General features: G+C 55.1%; 15 protein-coding genes. 13 read left to right on the top strand and 2 right to left on the bottom strand.

What is annotated here, in order from left to right; all coding sequences use genetic code 11:
• Positions 1-3 precede the first annotated feature (3 nt).
• Both AC2FI7_RS17820 and AC2FI7_RS17825 read right to left on the bottom strand, forming a co-directional pair.
• Positions 4-624, bottom strand: a complete 621-nt coding sequence (locus tag AC2FI7_RS17820; RefSeq protein WP_170781938.1) for a MotA/TolQ/ExbB proton channel family protein — start codon at positions 622-624, stop codon at positions 4-6.
• A 3-nt stretch (positions 625-627) separates the two neighbouring features.
• Positions 628-1044 carry a hypothetical protein gene (locus AC2FI7_RS17825; RefSeq protein WP_496816410.1) on the bottom strand — a complete coding sequence of 139 codons (417 nt, stop codon included), beginning with the start codon at positions 1042-1044 and terminating at the stop codon, positions 628-630.
• Positions 1045-1458: 414 nt separating this feature from the next.
• Between AC2FI7_RS17825 and tssA the strand changes: the two genes are divergently transcribed.
• The 13 genes from tssA to AC2FI7_RS17890 all read left to right on the top strand — a co-directional run bounded on the left by tssA (position 1459) and on the right by AC2FI7_RS17890 (position 20703).
• Positions 1459-2496, top strand: a complete 1038-nt coding sequence (gene tssA, locus AC2FI7_RS17830) for a type VI secretion system protein TssA (protein WP_170781939.1) — start codon at positions 1459-1461, stop codon at positions 2494-2496.
• Positions 2497-2566: 70 nt separating this feature from the next.
• Positions 2567-3082 carry a type VI secretion system contractile sheath small subunit gene (tssB, locus tag AC2FI7_RS17835; protein ID WP_010443394.1) on the top strand — a complete coding sequence of 172 codons (516 nt, stop codon included), beginning with the start codon at positions 2567-2569 and terminating at the stop codon, positions 3080-3082.
• Positions 3083-3085: 3 nt separating this feature from the next.
• Positions 3086-4582, top strand: a complete 1497-nt coding sequence (gene tssC, locus AC2FI7_RS17840; protein ID WP_010443395.1) for a type VI secretion system contractile sheath large subunit — start codon at positions 3086-3088, stop codon at positions 4580-4582.
• 96 nt (positions 4583-4678) lie between these two features.
• Complete coding sequence (locus tag AC2FI7_RS17845; RefSeq protein WP_010443396.1) at positions 4679-5173, top strand: Hcp family type VI secretion system effector; 495 nt, start codon at positions 4679-4681, stop codon at positions 5171-5173.
• A gap of 85 nt (positions 5174-5258) precedes the next feature.
• Positions 5259-6080, top strand: a complete 822-nt coding sequence (locus AC2FI7_RS17850) for a type VI secretion system accessory protein TagJ (protein WP_010443397.1) — start codon at positions 5259-5261, stop codon at positions 6078-6080.
• Positions 6073-6567, top strand: coding sequence for a type VI secretion system baseplate subunit TssE (gene tssE, locus AC2FI7_RS17855; RefSeq protein WP_010443398.1), 495 nt, complete (start codon positions 6073-6075; stop codon positions 6565-6567). The genes AC2FI7_RS17850 and tssE overlap by 8 nt, the downstream gene beginning before the upstream one ends.
• A 4-nt stretch (positions 6568-6571) precedes the next feature.
• The gene (gene tssF, locus AC2FI7_RS17860) at positions 6572-8449 is read left to right on the top strand and encodes a type VI secretion system baseplate subunit TssF (RefSeq protein ID WP_010443399.1); all 1878 of its coding nucleotides are present in this window, start codon (positions 6572-6574) and stop codon (positions 8447-8449) included.
• Positions 8413-9483 carry a type VI secretion system baseplate subunit TssG gene (tssG, locus tag AC2FI7_RS17865; RefSeq protein WP_496816412.1) on the top strand — a complete coding sequence of 357 codons (1071 nt, stop codon included), beginning with the start codon at positions 8413-8415 and terminating at the stop codon, positions 9481-9483. The genes tssF and tssG overlap by 37 nt, the downstream gene beginning before the upstream one ends.
• Before the next feature lie 2 nt (positions 9484-9485).
• On the top strand, positions 9486-12203 hold the full coding sequence (tssH, locus tag AC2FI7_RS17870) for a type VI secretion system ATPase TssH (protein WP_496833539.1): 2718 nt from the start codon (positions 9486-9488) through the stop codon (positions 12201-12203).
• Between the two features lie 62 nt (positions 12204-12265).
• Positions 12266-13501, top strand: a complete 1236-nt coding sequence (locus AC2FI7_RS17875; RefSeq protein WP_010443402.1) for a hypothetical protein — start codon at positions 12266-12268, stop codon at positions 13499-13501.
• Between the two features lie 63 nt (positions 13502-13564).
• Complete coding sequence (locus AC2FI7_RS17880) at positions 13565-14422, top strand: ion transporter (protein WP_010443403.1); 858 nt, start codon at positions 13565-13567, stop codon at positions 14420-14422.
• Positions 14415-18563 carry a type VI secretion system contractile sheath small subunit gene (gene tssB, locus AC2FI7_RS17885; RefSeq protein ID WP_496816417.1) on the top strand — a complete coding sequence of 1383 codons (4149 nt, stop codon included), beginning with the start codon at positions 14415-14417 and terminating at the stop codon, positions 18561-18563. The genes AC2FI7_RS17880 and tssB (AC2FI7_RS17885) overlap by 8 nt, the downstream gene beginning before the upstream one ends.
• A gap of 46 nt (positions 18564-18609) precedes the next feature.
• Positions 18610-20703, top strand: coding sequence for a type VI secretion system Vgr family protein (locus AC2FI7_RS17890; protein ID WP_238528849.1), 2094 nt, complete (start codon positions 18610-18612; stop codon positions 20701-20703).
• The last annotated feature ends 8 nt before the right edge of the window (positions 20704-20711 follow it).

Raw genomic sequence — 20711 nt, forward strand, 5'->3', positions numbered from 1 at the left:
TCCTTAATGCGCGCCGCGCTCCTCAAGCACCATTAGATTGCCAACAGCGTTCTCTATGGACTGCGCTCCTGCTTCGGCACGTCCGGACAGCAAAGAGGCGCCAATGGCAGCTGGAATGGCGACCAACAACCCGGCAGCGGTCGTCAACAGCGCCTGCCAGATACCACCCGCCAGAACCGAGGCGTTAGCCGCACCCTGCGCCAACTCCAATTCCTGAAACGACTGAATCATTCCGGTCACTGTGCCTAAAAGCCCCAGCAAAGGTGAGATCATGGCGATTAATTCTAAAACGCGAATCCAGCTGTTCATTACGGCGAATTCTTGATTGCCGCGACGCGTCAGCTCGGCCATCAGGGCAGGCCCTTTGAAGCCATCGATAAGCGCTTGCATGGCATAGGCACAAACACGGTCCGCCGGTGATTTACCTGCGGCGACGGCCTGTTGCGCAGATTTTTTGTCTCCGACCGACCATTGGACAAAAGCCGCGTCCCGAGCGGGCCCTCCAGCGCGTACCGGCGCGAGCTTGATAACCTTGACCACGATCACTGTCAGCGACAGCAAGGACAGTAGTCCAAGAAGGACGATGATTGGGCCTCCGGTGCCCAGATTTTCCAACCCCGGCATGGCTTATTGCGCCAGATTCGCTGTTGTCTTGCTGTCCAACGCTAATAGCGGGAAGCAATCCACAGGGTTTTCGTTCTGAGGTTTGCACGCGGGCAGGTCGTGTAAAAGCACCTCGGAAATATCTGAGCAATCAATCTCGGGAATCTCAAAGAGCTTTAGAACTGTCCGTTGTACCGGTAGGGGCGCTGCGTCGATGGACAGCAAGCGATCGATCACTCCGTCGCCGTCGAGGATCGCCAGTGACATTTCAAATTCTTCAAAGCTGTTACCGGTATGGTTGCGAAACAAAAAGAAAGCGCGGCAGCCCCCAGCCTCGCCAGTTTCAAACTTGTTCAACTCAATGGACAGTTTACCTTCGTCAGCCTGCGCCATCATGGCTGCAAGTGTCAGTGCAATGACTGCAAATATCCCTGTTTTCATTTTATTCCCGTTCTCGATTGCCGATTTCTCCTAGTCGTCCGCAGGCGTCGTCTGTGAAGACGGTGTGCCAGGGTCCGTTCGATCGGGTTCGGACCTTCCATGATAATTGCAGCATCGGACTGCATGCGAGAAGAGGAAATTTTAGTCCTCGGCATCTAACTTCTTCGGCGAAACGAAAAATGCGTGCCTTATCGGCGTAGCGGCCAAACCATGTCGTAAAAAAAACGTATTTATTAGGTTTGACTTTGGGCCTGGTATGGGGCTGATTCATAACAATGACTGCGCATAAAACGCGAAATGTTTGCAAGCTTTGTCATCGTGTGAAGTAGTTCATATCGGTTGTCGGGAATATCACGTTAAGCGGTGCCAACAAACGGACAAGCGGCAGACAACCGCCACGTTATTGGGGAGAGTATGGAACTATCATCTTATCTGGAGCCTAGAAGCGAAGATCAGCCAAGCGGTGAAAACCTGGAATATGATCCGGCATTTACCGATCTTGAGATCGCGGCTCAGCCAGGGGAAGAACGTCAGATGGGCGACGAGGTCGTCGCCGCTGAAGAACAAGATTGGGCTGATGTCGAGGCCAAAGCGCTAGCGGTTATGGAACAGAGCCATGATTTGCGCGCCGCGATCTACCTGGCTGAAGCGGTTTTGCATACAAAGGGTCTTACTGAATTTTCAGCTTCGATAAATTACGTCAGATCTCTTCTGGATGAATTCTGGGATACTTGTCACCCTGAGTTGGACGAAGATGATGGCGACGCGACGATGCGGATCAACGCGGTGCGTGGTCTGGCCTCGACTGAACGTATGGTGCGAGCGCTACGTCGCACTGGCTTGACGGAAAGCCGAACTTTCGGACGCATCACCCTACGTCATCTGGATGTTGTCGATGGCCGCATAAATATGCCGGCCGATCTGGACGACATCCCGGACGAAAACAGCGTTGCCGCCGCTTTCAAGGATACTGATGAAGAAACACTTTCCGCCAACGCGGAAGCGGTTGCATCAGCGCTTGAGAATGTAAACTCTATCGATGCTGTCTTTGCTGACAAGACCCCGGGAGAAGGCCCGAATCTGGACCCTTTGATTGACGCATTGAAGAGCATCAAGCAGGCGATGTCCCGTTACGCTGATGTCGGTGACGCCGCAGATGACGACGTGGACGAAATGGATGCACCCGCGGCTAAATCAGGATCAGGACCAGCTGCTGCGCCTGCAGGCGGTGGTGCGGTCAACTCGCCCGAAGACGTTACCCGAATGTTGGAACGCATTATGGATTATTATGCGCGCTGCGAGCCTTCCAGCCCGCTACCGATTTTGTTGGAACGGGCAAAGCGGCTTGTGAATGCAGATTTTATGACGATTATCGAAGATATGGCCAAAGAGGGTCTGGACGAAGTGCGCCAGATCGGCGGATTGAAAGATGATGATGACGATGGATTTTGATACGTTTCCGGCGATAGCGCTGGAACGTGGATCGAAACAAAAAGCTGACGGATGAGTCGAGGAGCAACAGATGGCTGACAGTTCACAAAAATTCATAGCCCGGAACAGGGCTCCGAGAGTTCAGATCGAATATGATGTCGAGCTTTATGGAGCCGAGAAGAAAGTACAGCTGCCGTTTGTCATGGGCGTCATGAGCGATTTGGCTGGCAAATCCGAGGTCGAGCAGCCCGCCGTTGCAGACCGGAAATTCCTGGAAATTGATGTAGACAATTTCGACGACCGGATGAAATCGATGGCGCCGCGCGCTGCGTTCACGGTGCCCAACACCCTGACAGGTGAAGGCAATCTGGCAGTAGATATTACCTTTGAAAGCATGGATGATTTCAGCCCGGCCGCGATCGCGGCCAAGGTCGAACCGCTGAAAGAGCTGCTGGATGCGCGCACACAATTGTCCAACCTCATGACTTATATGGATGGTAAAACCGGGGCCGAGGATCTGATTTCAAAAATTATGCAGGATCCCAGCCTGCTAAAGACACTGGCAGCCCAGCCCAAGCCGGGCAACGACGCTGCTGAGGAGGAGTAAAAGATGGCCGATGAAGAAGCCAAGGTAGAAGCCGCCGAAGGCGCAACCGCATTTGGATCATCCGAGTTCGAAGCTCTGCTGACCAAGGAATTTCGCCCGAAATCGGACCAGGCTAAGACTGCCGTTGAAAGCGCAGTGAAAACACTTGCCGAACAGGCCCTGGCCAATACCGGCCTTATTTCGGACGATGCGCTGCGCTCGATCGAAGGCATCATTGCTGAGATCGACAAGAAGCTGACCGAACAGGTTAACCTGATCTTGCACCATGCCGATTTCCAGCAGATGGAAAGCGCGTGGCGTGGTCTGCACTATCTGGTGAACAACACCGAAACCGACGAGATGCTGAAAATCCGCGTGATGAACATCTCGAAAAAGGACATGCACAAGACTTTGCGCAAGTTCAAAGGTACCGCGTGGGATCAATCGCCGATCTTCAAGAAGCTCTACGAAGAAGAGTTTGGCCAGTTTGGTGGTGAGCCTTATGGCTCTTTGGTTGCAGACTATCATTTCGATCACAGCCCGCAGGATATCGAACTGTTGGGTGAAATGTCGAAGATTGCCGCTGCTGCCCATGCGCCGCTTATCACCGGTGCCAAGCCCAGCCTGTTCCAGATGGACAGCTGGTCAGAATTGGCCAACCCGCGCGACCTGACCAAGATCTTCCAGACTCCGGAATATGCTGCTTGGCGGTCTCTGCGTGAAAGTGAAGATTCCAAATATGTGGGCCTAGCCATGCCACGTTTCTTGGGGCGTCTTCCCTATGGTTCGAAAACCGAACCGGTCGAGGAGTTCGCCTTTGAGGAAGACACCACCGGTGCGAATAGCGACAGCTATAGCTGGGTGAATGCGGCCTATGGTATGGCGGTAAACATCAACCGGTCTTTCAAGGAATATGGTTGGTGCTCGCGGATCCGCGGTGTGGAAAGCGGCGGTACCGTTGAGGGCCTGCCAGCGCACACTTTCCCGACCGACGACGGTGGCGTTGACATGAAATGCCCAACCGAGATTGCGATTTCGGACCGGCGCGAAGCGGAACTGGCCAAGAATGGCATGATGCCGTTGATCCACCGCAAAAACAGCGACGCTGCCACCTTCATCGGTGCGCAATCGCTGCATAAACCCGCCGAGTATGACGATGCTGACGCGACTGCGAACGCCAATCTGGCTGCTCGTCTGCCATATCTGTTTGCGACCTGTCGGTTTGCTCACTACCTAAAATGCATGGTGCGGGACAAAGTTGGTTCGTTCAAAAGCCGTCAGGATATGGAATCCTGGTTGCAGGACTGGATCAACCAGTATGTTGACTTCAACGCTGATATATCTGCTGAAGCTGAGAAAGCGCGCAAACCGCTGGCTTCCGCCGAGGTTGTTGTTGAGGACGTAGAAGGGAACCCCGGATACTACACGTCCAAGTTTTTCTTACGCCCACACTACCAGCTTGAGGGGCTATCGGTGTCTCTGCGCCTAGTTTCGAAACTTCCGTCGGAAAAAGCCGGTTAAACCGAAAAAAAAGTGGCGGCGGGTGAAGTGCTTCACTGCCGCCATTTCAAACCTCGAATATCTCAGTGTCATCATTAGCCCTTGAAGGAAGGTAAAATGGAAAACGTATTCATCAAGATGGACTTCCCCGGTGAGGCCAGGGAAAAACAACATACCGATTGGATCGCTTGTAAAGAGATCAGCTGGGAGGTCGCGCGCACCCTGGATATGGGTGACATGGGTACCACGCAGCGTGGTTATGCGAACGCAAACTTTGGCAAAGTCACGCTGAGCACCGAGCTTAGCAAAGCGTCGGCAAAACTCATGACCTACGTTGCCTCGGGCAAGTCCAACGGTGAGATGACCATTCATCTGTGCCGTTCCGGTGATGATGAAAAGAAAGGGATGGAGCCATATCTGATCTTCACACTGCGTGATGCCATCGTTGACAGCTATTCTGTGTCTGGCGGCGAAGAATCGATCCCATCAGAACAGTGGACCGTTGCGTATCGCGGCATCTCGATCAAGTACAAGATAGCCGATTTCAAAACCGGCAAGCTCAGCGACTGCAACGAGTTCAAGTGGAATCTGGAAACCGGCGACGTCAGCTGATTTTTGGAGAAAAAAATTGGCCTTGGCGGTATATTTTCCGCCAAGGCTGTTTCCTTTTTTAACATCCTGACGACGCGAGGGCTTCATGACGCCAGAAGAACATCTAAGAACAGGCGATCTGACTGCCACGCTAACTGCGCTGCAAGATAAAATCCGCGCAAATCCAGCCGATGCAAAGCTACGAATTTTCCTGTTTCAATTACTTTGCGTCATGGGAGATTGGAAACGCGCGATCACTCAGCTGAAGCTGAGCGCGGAAATGGATGAGGCGGCCACAATGATGGCCAAGACCTATCGCGAGGCCATCATTTGCGAAGTGTATCGCGAAAAGGTCTTTGCGGCCGAGAAAACTCCGATGATCTTTGGCGAGCCCGAGGAATGGCTGGCGCATCTGATCGAAGCCCAGAAGCTGACCGCGGGTGGGAACCTTGAACAGGCTGCCGAGATGCGGGCGAAAGCCTTCGACGCGGCCCCCGCAACGTCAGGTACTGTGAATGGCGAAACGTTCGAATGGATCGCGGATGCCGACATGCGTCTGGGTCCGGTGCTGGAGATTATTGTGAACGGGCGCTATTTCTGGCTTCCGTTTGCTCAGATTGCTCGACTTGAAATCGAACCACCCAGCGACCTGCGTGACGCCGTCTGGACGGCCTGCACTTTGACTGTTGCCAGTGGTGGAGAAATTGCGGCGTTGATCCCTACCCGATACCCGGGAACGACAGAACACGGAGACGATGCTGCTCGGCTGGCGCGCGCGACAAGTTGGGTCGATGCGGGATCTGATACCTATACCGGCCTGGGTCAGCGCATACTGACCACGGACAAATCCGATATTGCTTTGTTGGATGTGCGCGAATTGGTACTGAACGTGGCCGCCGGGGCCGGGGAAACGCCGGGAGATGGCTGAGAAGACCCTTGCCGAACGCTTGCAGCCTTCGCTTCTGGATCGGCTGACGGACGACGCGCCGGATCAGAAAAAGGAAGGGCGCGACTCTCGTGTGATCGATGTGGGCCGCCTGAGAGAAATCATTCAGCGTGATCTGTCCTTGTTGCTCAATACTACAGATCAATCCGATCTGATTGACGAAGATACTTATCCCTACGCGTCGAAATCTGTTCTGAATTACGGCATCCGCGAAAGCTCGGGGTCGTTTTCAACACTGCGACAAGCCCAGCGAATCCAACGCTCTATCGCGGATTCGATCGAGGTATTCGAACCTCGTATTATGAAGGGCTCGGTCTCGGTTGATTTGCGGTCCGAAAAAGGATCGGGCGAAATGCATGTAGAATACGATATTCGCGCTGTAATGTGGGCTCAGCCGATGCCTCTGGAACTCTACCTGCGCAGTCGCGTTGATATTACGACCGGCGAAGTCGCGATCGAGCGGAGTTAGCGCGATGGATACCCGCCTGCTCAAACACTACGAAACTGAACTGGCCTTTCTTCGCGAAATGGGGGCAGAGTTCGCTGCCGCTTATCCCAAGATCGCGTCCCGTCTGGGGATGGAAGGGATCGAAGTTGTCGATCCCTATGTAGAACGCCTGCTAGAGGGGAGCGCTTTTCTGGCGGCGCGCGTGCAGTTGGAACTGGAAATGCAGTTCCCGACATTCACGTCGAACCTTCTGGAAATAGTCTATCCGCATTATCTGGCCCCGACTCCATCCATGATGATTGCGCAGTTTGAACCGGACGTTGGCAATGCGGCCCTCAAAGAGGGCTATACGATTCCACGTGGTGCGACGTTGCGTTCATACTTGGCGGAAGGGGAGCAGACCGCGTGTGAATTCAGGACCTCGGCCGACATGACGCTGTGGCCGATTGAGATTACCGAAGCCGAATACATTGACGGGCGCGGTGAACTGGTCGCAGCAGGTGTGGCCAAGGAAACTGACGCCCGGGCTGGCATCCGGTTGCGTTTGAGACGCACCGACGGCGAACCTATGACAGAACTGGGTTTGGACGATCTTGTGCTGCATCTGGACACCCAGAGCGGCAAGGCATGGGCGCTTCATGAATTGCTGGCGACTCAATGCGTGGGCCTGACCGGGCGGTCGACAGATCGGCGAGCAGACTGGACCGTTCGCCTGAACCAGGCAAATGTTATCCCCAAAGGGTTTGAGCCTGAAGAAGCTTTGCTGCCGACGCCGCGCCAGTCTTTTGACGGCTATCGTCTGTTGCAGGAATATTTCGCAATGCCCGAACGTTTCCTGTTTGTCGAATTGACCGGCTTGCAACAGGCTTTGAAACAGTCGGCGGGCAGTGATGTTGATATCTATATCCTGCTGCAGGACGGGATGCGCGATGTCGCTCCGGCGGTTACGCCTGCGGCATTTGCGCTGAACACGGTTCCGGCTGTCAATCTGTTTCACCGCCGATGTGACCGGGTTCATATCACGCAAATGGACACCGAGCACCATGTTGTGCCGAACCGGACAGCTGGTTTGGATTATGAGATATTTTCAATTGATCGCGTGACTGGGATTCAGTCCGATGAAGAAGGGGACATTCCTTTCCGCCCATTCTACAGCGACACTGATCTGACAGCTGCGGGCGATAACCACTCGGCCTATTACACGGTCAAGCGTCGGATGCGGCAACGGAACGAAAAAGAACGGTTGCGCGGAGTTCGCACATCTTATCTGGGCTCTGAAGTGTATCTGACGCTGGTGGATCGGGCTCAGGCACCTTACCCCGGATCGCTTGACCAGTTGGCGGTTGAGGCGCTGTGCTCGAACCGGGATCTTCCTATGCTACTTGCGGCGGGAGGGACAGATGTGTTCCATCTGCCAGAAGGTGGGCCAGTTAAATCGGTACGCACACCCGTAACCCCAACTCGACCTCATGCGACGTTGGCTCAGGGGGATGCAGCCTGGAAATTAATCAGCCATTTGAGCCTGAACTATCTTTCGATCTCTGGTGATGGCGCGGAAGGCGGTGCAGGCGCGCTGCGCGAGTTGTTGGGGATCTATGCTCCTCTGGGAAACAGGGTGACTGAAAAACAGTTGGAGGGCGTGGCGTCTGTTACCAGCCGCCCAATCGTGCGTCGGATGAGCGACGAAGTGCTCAGCACAGCCGTGCGCGGTCTGGAGATTACGTTGGGGTTTGATGAAAGCTTTTACGAAGGCACCAGCGTATATGTTCTGGGTGCCGTGCTTGAACGGTTCTTCCGTAAATATACGACGATCAACAGTTTCACGGAAACCGTTCTGAAAACCGAAAGACGAGGAGAGATTGCCAGATGGCGACCAGCAGCCGGCCTGGGCAGGATCATTTGAGCCTGCTTGCCGCGCTGGCGGCAGACCCTGAAAGGCATCATGTCTTTCAGGCGCTTCGGGTGATCGAGGCGCATTATTCCGATGCACCGAGGTTGGGCGAATCCCGCCGTCCGCGCGAAGACAAAGTGCGGTTGGGACAGGATGTGTCGCTGGCCTTTCCTCCCAATACTCTAACCCGTTTTGAACCGGCGTCAGAAAACGCACCCGGCAAGCTGAACAACCTATTCTTTGGTTTCTTCGGCCCGCAAGGCCCTTTGCCGTTGCACTTGACGGAATTCGCCCGCGACCGGCAACGTAATCACCGCGATCCTACTTTTGTCGCTTTTGCCGACATGCTGACGCACCGAATGATGAGCTTGCTGTACCGCGCATGGTCAGCAGCCGAACCGGCCCCCAGCTTTGATCGTGGGGATGATCCGTTCGAACAGCGGGTGGCTGCTTTGGCCGGTTTTAAAGGGCAGTCGTTCGTAGATCGCGATGCGATGTCGGACATTCTACGCCGATTTTTCGCCGGGCATCTGGGGTCGGGCACCAAGACAGCTGAAGGTCTAATCGCGATACTGTCCGACTATTTCGGCGTCGAGGCACACATCCAACAATTTGTAGGATCCTGGTTGGAACTTGAGCCCGATGATACCTGGCAACTGGGTGGACCCGCTCGTCTGGGACAGTCAACCAGCATCGGGAGCCGGGTTTGGTCTCGGTCGGCCAAATTTCGAATCCGGATAGGGCCGGTTTCACTAGAAGACTACAAACGCCTGCTTCCCGGCGGCCTGTCGCAGCAGCGGTTAGAGGCGATCCTACGCACCTATGTCGGCGACACTCTGGATTGGGAGATCAATCTGGTTCTGGCCGGTGACGAAGTGCCCCGCGCATCGCTGGGCGGCACGACGCAGCTGGGTCACACAAGCTGGATCAAAAGCCGCGATGAAGCGGACACAACCCAGCCGGATGCAGATGATCTGATCCTGTACCCCGGCTACACGACACAAGAATTCGAGGCCAAAGAACCGGCCCCCAACGAGAGGTATTGAATATGACGGAAATCAGCCGTGTTTCGCTTTTCGGCAAGCTAAACAAGCTGGGCTATCAAGCGATCGAAGGGGCCACTGTATTTTGCAAGATGCGGGGCAATCCTTATGTCGAGATCCAGCATTGGTTGCATCAAATCCTCAATGGCCAAGACAGCGACATTCACCGGATCATCCAGCACTATGATCTGGATCCGGGCAAGATCGCGTCGGAACTGACCCGCAGTCTGGATATGCTGCCGCGCGGGGCGTCCTCGATCTCGGACCTCTCCGACCACTTAATGGATGCGATGGAACGCGGCTGGGTCTGGGGGTCGCTTTTGTACTCCGATAGCAAAGTACGCACGGGTTATCTGATTTTGGGCATGCTCAAGACGCCCGCACTGCGCAACATTCTGGGCAGTATGTCGCCCGAGCTCGCGAAGATAGGCGCAGATGATCTGGCCGACAGCTTTGCCGAGGCGACAGATGGTTCTCCTGAGGATACGTTGGGCGCACAGGATGGTTCCAATGTTGGGGGCGGTGCCGAACCTGGTGAGGCCAGCAGTGCGATGGCACCCGGCGCGATGGGTAAAGGTGAGGCGTTGGAGCAGTTCTGCACTGACCTGACCGAACAGGCGCGCAACGGCGAGATCGATCCGATTGTGGGTCGCGATGAGGAAATCCGTCAGATCGTCGACGTGTTAATGCGCCGCCGTCAGAACAACCCGATTTTAACTGGTGAGGCTGGCGTCGGTAAAACGGCTGTGGTTGAAGGGTTTGCGCTGCGGATTGCCCGTGGTGACGTGCCACCTGCATTGAAGGATGTGCGCTTACTGGTGTTGGATGTGGGCCTCTTGCAGGCCGGGGCCTCGATGAAGGGAGAGTTCGAAAACCGCCTGCGTCAGGTGATTGACGAGGTGCAGGCCAGCCCGACGCCGATCGTAATGTTTGTTGATGAAACGCATACATTGGTTGGTGCTGGTGGAGCCGCAGGGACAGGGGATGCGGCCAACCTTCTGAAACCAGCGCTCGCGCGTGGTACATTGCGTACAATCGGCGCGACTACATGGGCTGAATACAAGAAATACATCGAGAAAGACCCAGCCCTGACCCGGCGTTTTCAGGTCGTGCATGTTGAAGAGCCAGATATTCCAAAAGCTGTCCTGATGATGCGCGGTATCGCCTCGATGCTGGAGAAACACCATCGTGTGCAAGTTCTGGACGAAGGGATCGAGGCGGCGGTGACGCTTTCGGCTCGCTACATCCCCGCGCGTCAGTTGCCCGACAAATCAGTCAGCCTTTTGGACACCGCCTGTGCCCGCGTAGCGGTATCCCAGCACGCGGTTCCGGCGGAAGTCGACGATAGCCAACGGCGGATCGAGGCATTGACGACTGAGTTGGAGATCATCGAGCGGGATGAGACAGCAGGATATGACGTAGCCGATCGGCGCGAAGCGGTGAATGCCGCGAAAGTGGCCGAGGAAGGGCGTCTGGCAGAATTGACTGGACGTTGGGACGCCGAGAAAAAGGTGGTTGAAGAAATTCTCGACCTGCGTGCCAAGCTGCGCGAGGGTGGTCAGGAGGTTGAAGGAACTGGAACAGCCGAGGGTGAAGCCGCGACCGATGAAGCCCCGGATACGCAACCCATCGACCGGGAGGCACTGCTGGCCGAATTGAAGGCCAAGAATGCAGAACTGGAAGTGTTACAAGGTGATAGCCCGCTGATTCTGCCCATCGTGGATCATCAGGCGGTGGCCAGCGTCGTCGGTGACTGGACAGGTATCCCTGTCGGCCGCATGGTCAAAGACGAAATCGAGACCATCCTGAATCTCGAAGAACGGCTGGCCAAGCGTGTGATCGGTCAGGACCACGCGATGAAGATGATCGCCAAGCGGGTTCAAACCAGCCGTGCCGGACTGGACAATCCGAACAAACCGATCGGGGTGTTCATGCTCGCTGGCACCAGTGGTGTTGGCAAAACGGAAACTGCACTGGCACTGGCCGAGGTTTTGTACGGTGGCGAACAGAACGTCATTACGATCAACATGTCCGAATATCAGGAAGCTCATACCGTCAGCAGTTTGAAAGGAGCACCTCCGGGTTATGTCGGCTACGGCGAAGGCGGTGTGCTGACCGAAGCGGTAAGACGCAAACCGTATTCGGTAGTTCTGTTGGATGAGGTCGAAAAGGCGCATCCTGATGTACACGAAATTTTCTTTCAGGTCTTCGACAAGGGCGTGATGGAAGATGGCGAGGGTCGCGTAATTGATTTCAAGAATACTTTGATTCTGCTGACTTCGAATGTCGGGACCGAGATGATCATGGATATGTGTGCGGACCCCGACTTGATGCCCGACCCCGAGGGGATGGCCAAAGCGCTCCGTGATCCGCTGCTCAAGGTTTTCCCGCCCGCGCTTTTGGGACGTTTGGTCACGATCCCCTACTACCCGCTGAGCCCCGAAATGTTGGGCGAGATCACCAAACTGCAACTGGGCCGGATCAAAAAACGTGTTCAGGACGCTCATGGCGTGCCCTTTGAATACTCTGACTCAGTGGTCGAAGAGATCGTCAACCGTTGCCAGGAATTGGACAGCGGAGGTCGCATGATCGACGCGATTGTGACCAATACGATGCTGCCTGATATCTCGGCTGAGTTTCTTCGTCGTATGATGGAAGGGCACGAAGTTTCAAAAGTGGTGATCGAGGTCACAGACGGCGAATTCACTTATGGGTTTGACTGACAAAGGCCGCCATTCGGACGGATCATAACTCAATAGAAAATCGCCAGTGGAGGAGTCCCAAGATGGCAAAGACAACAGTTACCAAGCATAAGTTTTACGTCGTCGATCTGATCCGGTCGAAGCCAAAGCTTGAGTACATCGAAATCCCGAAATACCGTGTTGATGTTGAATTCGAGATCACGAAATCGGGTAAGCTGAAAAAGCCCGCACCGGTACCCTCAACCGCGCTGAAACGTCTGGAAGATGCCGGCATGAAGGTGCTGGAGGATTACGAAAAGACGATCACTCAAGAGGCTGTCCGGCTCGACAAAAAAGTCGGGGAGTTGATGAAGACGCCTGGGAAAAAGTCTCAGGACGAGGCGGAAAAGCTGATCCAGGGCGTCAATCAGTCGATCAAGAATGCCATGGCCTCCGCCGAAGGTGCGGCCAAGGTGGCGATCGAAAAGAAGCTGAAAGACGAAGCGAACAAAGACAAGCTGCTGAAAGAGGCGCGCATAAAAACCACGGTGAAAGTAACCATGGGCGTCATCAAGATCAGTGGCGCAGTCGCGAGGTTGGTGGCATCTTCGGGCGCAGATGCGATGGCCTACAAGACCATTGCCAAGCAAGTGTATTCTCTGGGCAAGGAGCTTCAGCAACAGCTCAAGGGTGAGGAAAAGCTGCGCAAGGACCTGTATAAGGCAATCCAGAATTACATGAAGTTGCGTGAATCTGTCATCATGCAGGCGGCCGAGCGACAGGGTATCACGGACACATCCGGTATTTCGCCGAAAAAGCCGTTGGAGGCGATTAAGAAATTCACCGCCAAAGCTATTGCGATGGGTGAGGAAGTTACAAAGGGCAAAGACCCCAAGACCATCGCCAAGAACATGCTGGATTTTGCAGCGAAAGCGGTGAAAGGCAAGGCGGAGGACGCAAAGAAAGCACGCGAGAAATACCGCGAGCATACGACGAAGACTCGTCATAAAGTGGATGATCTGGGCGCTTCGGCAGACAAATTGATGAAGGCGGCCAGAGGCTCCAAGACCCTCAAAGAGGGGATCAAGTTGGGCGCTGAATGTATGAACGTCAAACGCTCGGCCAGTGAACTTTCAAAGAAGCTGGAAGATCGCGAGAATTTCCTAAATGATATGAACGCGTTGATGGAAGGCAATGGTCTGAAAGTGGACGACACCGCGATCATCGACAAGATCAAGGCGTTGGATAAGAAAACCATCGCAACGGAAGCCAAGAACATGTTCACCAACATCAAGACCGTGAAAGGTATGATCGACAACATCAGCGACGCTGTAGGTTGATCGAACCCTGACACGTTGGGCGCGCCACTTGTGCGCCCAACAGATGCTAGACGACAGGAGGCAATGTTGGATACCGGTATCGAGAAGAGCGAAACGCTCCGCGACACCGTGCGTGCATTTGTTGAACGCAAGGCTGTGACCAACACCATTCTTGGCGTGATCATTTTCAATGCGATCACGCTGGGATTGTCGACTTCGGCGTCTATACAGGCCAGTGTTGGCCATCTCTTGACCACGTTTGACAGCATCGTCCTAGGTGTTTTCGTAGCCGAGTTGCTGCTGAAATTTTATGCTTACCGGCTGAGTTTCTTCAGAAATGCATGGAACATCTTTGATCTTGTGGTCGTAACACTGGGCCTGTTGCCCAATCGCGATGGCCTTTCGGCCTTGCGAGGGCTGCGGGTCATTCGCGCCATGCGCCTTTTGTCAGTCATTCCGCAAATGCGCGCTGTGGTACAGGCGTTGCTTGATGCGTTGCCGGGCATGGGCGCAGTGATCATCATGATCTCGATCGTGTTCTATGTCTTTGCTGTCATGGCTACGCTGATGTATGGCCCCGATTTTCCCGAATGGTTCGGCACGCTGGGCCGGTCTTTGTATTCGCTGTTCCAGATCATGACGCTGGAAAGCTGGTCGATGGGCATCGTGCGTCCCGTGATGGAAACACATCCAACTGCGTGGTTATTCTTTGTCCCATTTATAGTCATAACTGCGTTCTCAGTGTTGAACCTGTTCATTGGTCTACTGGTCAATACGATGCAGTCAGCGGTCGAAGACGAGTCGGTCGAAGAGTTTTCGCATCTTCGTGAACTGGTACGCAGCGAAACGGACATAGTTGATGATCGCGTTAAGGAACTGCTGGTCGAAGTGAAAGCGTTGCGTCGCGAAGTTGCGGAGTTGAAAGGGCAGGGCGATGACTGACAGTTCTCAGAAATTCATTGCACGCAACAGGGCGCCGCGGGTTCAGATCGAATACGATGTCGAATTGTACGGGGCCGAGAAAAAGGTTCAGCTACCGTTCGTGATGGGAGTTCTGAGTGATCTGTCCGGGAAGTCTAAGGCCGAAGCCGTCTCGATTTCTGACCGCAAATTTCTCGAGATCGACGTCGACAATTTCGATGAACGCATGAAGGCGATGGCTCCTCGTGTTGCGTTTTCGGTGCCCAATACTCTGACCGGTGATGGCAATCTGTCGGTGGACCTGACATTTGAGAAGATGGGTGATTTCAACCCGGCTCAGATCGCGGCCAAGATTGAACCCCTGCAGAAACTACTGGACGCGCGCACTCAGCTAGCCACGCTTATGGCCTATATGGACGGCAAGGCCGGAGCCGAGGCGTTGATCGAAAAGATTTTGGCCGATCCTGCACTGTTGGCGACGCTGGCAAGCGGCCCGGTAGAAGATCCTGACCCAGCGTCGACACTGGATGCATTGCGGGAGTTGGCCCCCGAAGACGCCCCCGACGATCACTCGGTGGCCGAGGCATTGGCGACGCTGCCCCAAACCGAGGTCGTCGAACAACCGGATGAGACGTCAGACGTCTTATCGAACCTATCTGTCAACGCTCCCGAAGACCCGCCTGAGGATACGTCCCTGGACGACGCTTTGGCTTCATTACCGGAAGCGATTGCAAGCGACGACGAAACCGACATGACCGCTGGCGTGCTGTCTGATCTGGCCGGTGCAGCCCCCGAAGAGGCCGTAGAAGATACTTCGGTCGAAAACGTCTTGTTTTCAGTTCCAGACGTGGCAGAGGACGAGGCGCAAGATGAGGCAACAGGCATTTTGTCCGACCTCGCAGATCAGGCCACAGATGCTGTTGCCGAGGACAATTCCCTAGAAGAGGCGCTATCGTCCCTCCCAGAGACAGAAGAAACAACCGAAACCGATTATTCCGAAATCCTGTCCGACCTTGCCGAAGCAGAGCCGGAGGTCGAGTCTGAAGACAGTAGTGTTGATGATCTGCTTGGTGAACTTGCCGAAATGTCGCCGGTTGAGGACACCGCCGAGGATAGTTTAGACAGCGATGCTCTGGCGTCGCTGCCTGATGTTGCCGAAGCCGAGGACATCGACGACAGCAGTGACATCCTGTCCGATCTCGCTGATGCTGCGCCAGATGATGCCCTGGATGACAGCACTGTAGATGGCCTGCTGAGCGACCTCGCGGATTTGGCACCGGATGACGAAGCGCTGGAGGATACCTCCTCAGCAGACGCGTTGGCCTCGCTACCGGTCGTTGAAGAGGCCGATGACGACGACGAGAGTGATGACATACTATCCGACCTTGCCGACGATGCGCCCGAGGAGGACACTGAAGACAGCAGCATCGATGATCTTTTGGGCGATATTGCCGACATGGCACCAGAGGACATGGATCAGGATGATGAATCGGATGATATCCTTGCAGCAATTCCGGACCTCGATAGCGCGGATGACGCAGAAGATTTAGATGATGTTCTCGGCGATCTGGCAGAGAACGTGCCCGAGGAAAGTGCGGACGACGTTGACGATTTGGATGCTTTACTAGGCGATTTGTCAGACAGCGCGACCGAGGAAGAGACCTCGGATGAGGTTGAGCTGGACGATCTGCTCGGAGACCTTGCCTTGGATGACGAGGGTTATGAGGCTACTGCGGAGGAAGCAGACGGAGACGATTTGGACCTGGATGAACTTTTCGAAGATGACTCGTCAGACGATGACAGTCCCGTATCAGAAGGTGAAGACGACAACCTCGATCTGGACGATCTACTAGACAGCGACGCGACCGAAGGAGAAGACGCTTCGAATACTTCTGAGGCGGACCTCGACGACTTGGATTTGGACAGCCTGCTTGGCGATGACGACGCGACCGGCGAAGCGGAAGAAGCTGAAGGTACCGAGACTGATCAGGACGATTTGGATTTAGACAGTCTGCTGGACGACACGGATGAAGAAGATCCTGTGCCTGATGAGCTGGATGACCTCGATCTGGACGATCTGCTAAGCAGCGACGCGTCTGAGGATGATGACGCGGCGGATACATCCGAGGCGGACCTCGACGATTTGGATTTGGACGACCTGTTCGACGATGAAGACTCGTCGGATGACGCATCAGGATCCGAAAGTACCGAGACTGATCTGGACGATCTTGATTTGGACAGTTTGCTGGATGACTCGGATGAAGAAGAGACTATGTCCGATGACGCAGATGACTTTGATTTGGACAATCTGCTGTCGGACGATGACGAATCCGAGGGCACCGATAACGAGGTCGCTTCGGAAGGGGCCAAACCGGATGGGGAACCGATGCTCGCTTTTGGTCGGATGAGCGCCGACAGGCCCGATCCTGAACGCTTGAAGCGTAGCCGTTTTCGTATAGCAGTTTTTGGCGATTTCTCGGGCCGTTCTGCGAGGGGCCAGATCGAGACGGGGGACGCCTTGGCCGCGCGCAAACCGATCCTGCTGGATCCGGATACGGTTGAGGATGTGATCGCCGGCTTCGCCACCACCCTTGTGCTGCCTATCGGAAAGGATGGCGCAGGGATTGAGGTGAAACTGAATGAACTCGACGACTTGCATCCCGACGAGCTGTTCGAAAATGTTGAGCTTTTTGAGGGTCTGGCGGGTCTGAAACGCCAGTTGAGTGCCGGAGCAACGGCGGATCACGCGGCAAAACAGCTGACCGCATGGGGAGAGGAATTTGGCCAGGCTGTAATTCCACCGCGCAAGTCTTCGGGTGGCAACACCGTACGAGCTGATCTGAAACTGAGCGATTTTCAGAAGCTGATCGGTGATACCGGCGGTGAATTGGCGCAACCCTCTCCGGTGGACGATCTGTTGAAGCGCGTGGTTGGGCCGCATATCCACAAACTACCCAGTCCCGACGTCGCAGCTATGCAGACTGCGGTAGATGACGCGCTGAGTACGGCGATGCGGCTGGTTCTGCATCATCCCGAATTTCAGTCGGTCGAGGCGCAATGGCGCAGTCTGGATTTGATCGCCCGCAGCGTCGAAGATGACGATACGCTGGATGTGATCCTCTACGATGTATCCGCTGAAGAAATCGCCGCCGATCTGGCAGCCGAAGAGGATTTGGCCCAAACCGGGCTTGTGCGATTGTTGACCGAAGAGCCGCTAGATGAAGAGAACGGACGTGGAGGATATTCCGCGCTGATCGGTCTTTATACTTTCGAGGAGACACCGCCTCATGCAGAACTTCTCGGGCGCGTGGGCCGGGTTGCTGCACATGTGGATGCACCCTTTATCAGCGCTATTACACCCGCCTATCTGGACATCAAGAAAGACGACCGCCACCCATTGGTGGTCAAGGCTTGGGACACGTTCCGCATGATGCCTGAAGCCGGGCATGTCGGGCTTGCTTCGCCACGCTTTCTGCTGCGTCGGCCATACGGGGCCAAGTCCGAACCAATTTATGAGTTTGAATTCGAGGAATTCACCGAGGCTGAAGGATTGCGCGGAATGCTCTGGGCCAATCCAGCGGTGCTAGTGACGATCTTACTTGCACGGTCTTTCAAGCAGAATGGCAAAGCGATGAATTTGGGTTCAGTCATGAGCCTTGGTGGAATGCCTTATCATTTCGTAAACGACCGCTATGGCGATCAGGTGGCTCTGCCCTGCACCGAGCGCAATATCAGTTTGGACAAGCACGAACATTCGGTTCAGCGCGGTTATATGCCCCTGCTGTCTGTCAAAGGGCGGGATGAGATCAGGCTGGGATCGTTCAACTCGGTCGCTGGTCAGGAGTTGCTAGGGCCGTGGTCAGGCGTCCCGGCTCCGGCGCCATCACCGGATGTGCCGGATGAGCCCGAGGCGGAAGAGGCGGTCTCGGACGATGAGTTTGATATGGATGATCTGGGTCTGGACGATGATTCCGATCCAGATCTTGACCTCGGCGATGACGACACATCGGATCTGGATGACGATGGCTTCGACCTGGATATTGAGGACGATGACGCTGGCGGTCTGGATGATTTTCTCTCGGCATTTGATGATGATGCGGGGGATGACGGGGATGAAGATGAAATGGACCCGGAACTGGCGGCTTTGCTGGCCGATCTGTAACGGCGTGTCGAACGAGATTTGGAAGGAACGGTAAATGGCGCAAGGTATGCAAAGTAAAGAGTGGCCCCTTCGGATCACCGGCTCATACAGCTATGGCGAAGACGAGCTAGTCATCCGGCGGGCGATTGTGACGGAAAAGCTGGGCGAGCTAACGGACATTCAGGTCGAGGTTCTGTCGCCGGACAAGTCCATCGCGCTGGACAAGCTGCTGGGCAAGATCATGACCATCCACATGGCCGCCGCCAAGGGGGCCGAGCGCAAGTTCACCGGCACGATTGTTCGCGTTGAACGGCTGGCACTGCGGGATGGCTTTGTACAATTGCTGGCAGAATTGCGACCCTGGTTCTGGATGCTGGATCAGACCACCGACAGCCGCATTTTCCAGAACATGACCGCCGTGCAGATCATCGAAAAAATCTTCGGCGAGTACGCGTTCTCGGACTTCAAAAAGAGTCTGAGCGCCAGTTATCAGCAGCGGGAATACTGCGTGCAGTACCGGGAAACCGACTTCGATTTCATCTCGCGTCTGATGCAGGAAGAGGGCATCTATTATTATTTCGACTACGCGAATGCCGAGCGTAAGCTGGAAACGCTCGTGCTGTGCGACGATGTTTCCGCGCACAAGCCCATCGAAGGCATATCGACGGTCGAATATCGTCCAGGCGATGACTATAAACAGCGCCTGCCGGATTGCGTGTCAGAATGGGCTAGCTCGCAAGAGGTCGTACCGGGCGTCGTGTCGCTGCGGGATTTCGATTTCAACACGCCGAACGCCAAGCTGGATGTGCGGGCGAACACAAAGACCAAGGCTACGCATAACTACAAAAGCTATGAGCTGTACGATGCACCCGGACATTATTATAAGGAAACCAAGCTCGGCACGACCCGTGCTCAGGTGCGCATGGAGGCCGAAGATGCCCGGTTCGACCGCCGCCGGGGCCGCGCCTCAGTCCGGGCGATGGAGGTGGGCAAAACCTTCACGTTGAAGGAACATCCCGAAAAGGCCCAGAACGATGATTTCCTGATCACCGGGGCTACCTATTACCTGCAGACGACCGAGGGTTACGGGTTCGAGAAGAACTCACAAGACCTTGATACCGGCGCGCTGGAATTCCCCGATGATGGCGGCGAGATGTTCATGGTCGAGTTCGAGGCGCAGCCGAAATCAGTCAAATACCGCTCGCCCCTGACCGCGCCATGGCCCGAGATTTCGGGGCTGCATACCGCCATTGTGACTGGCAAAAGCGGCGAGGAAATCTGGACCGACAAGCACGGGCGCATCAAAGTGCAGTTCCACTGGGATCGCGAAGGCAAGAAAGACGAGAACACGACTTGCTGGGTGCGTGTCGTCACGCCGTGGTCCGGCAAGAACTGGGGGATGGTCAGCATTCCCCGCATTGGTCAGGAGGTGGTGATCCAGTTCGAAGAGGGCGATCCGGACCGGCCGATCTGTACCGGCATGCTGTACAACGCGGACACCATGCCGCCCTATGCGCTGCCTGCCAATCAGACGCAGACCGGGATCAAGACGCGGTCCTCGAAAGGTGGCAGCGCCGAGATGTTCAACGAGCTGATGTTCGAGGACAAAAAGGGCGAAGAACTGGTGCGTTTTCAGGCGCAGAAGGATCATGAAAAGCTGGTCAAGAACATGTCCACCATTACCGTTGGTTATGACAAGCTGGACAAAGGCGGCAACGGCGGCGACGGCTGTCTGAGCCAGGTGGTCAAGAAGAACGTGGATGAAACGATCAAAGAGGGCGACCATACTTTCAAGATTGAAACCGGCAGCCAGACGGTCGAAATCAAGACCGACCAAACCGAAACGGTCGAGGGCAAGTCCACCCGCACCGTGACCGGCAACAACACCGAAACGATCAAGACCGGGAACAAGACAACCACGGTGAACACCGGCAATATTCAGGTCGATGCCAAATCGGGCAAGATTACCGTCACCGCAATGCAGTCGATTGAACTGAAAGTGGGCGGGTCATCGATCAAGCTGGATCCGACAAGCATTACAATCAAGAGTACGATGATCAAGGTTCAGGCGAATGCCAAACTGGATGCAAAGAGCCCGATGACGACTGTGAACGGCGATGCCATGCTGACCCTCAAGGGCGGCCTGACAATGATCAACTAGGGGGCTGA

The sequence above is a fragment of the Ruegeria sp. YTSA064 genome (assembly GCF_059610325.1).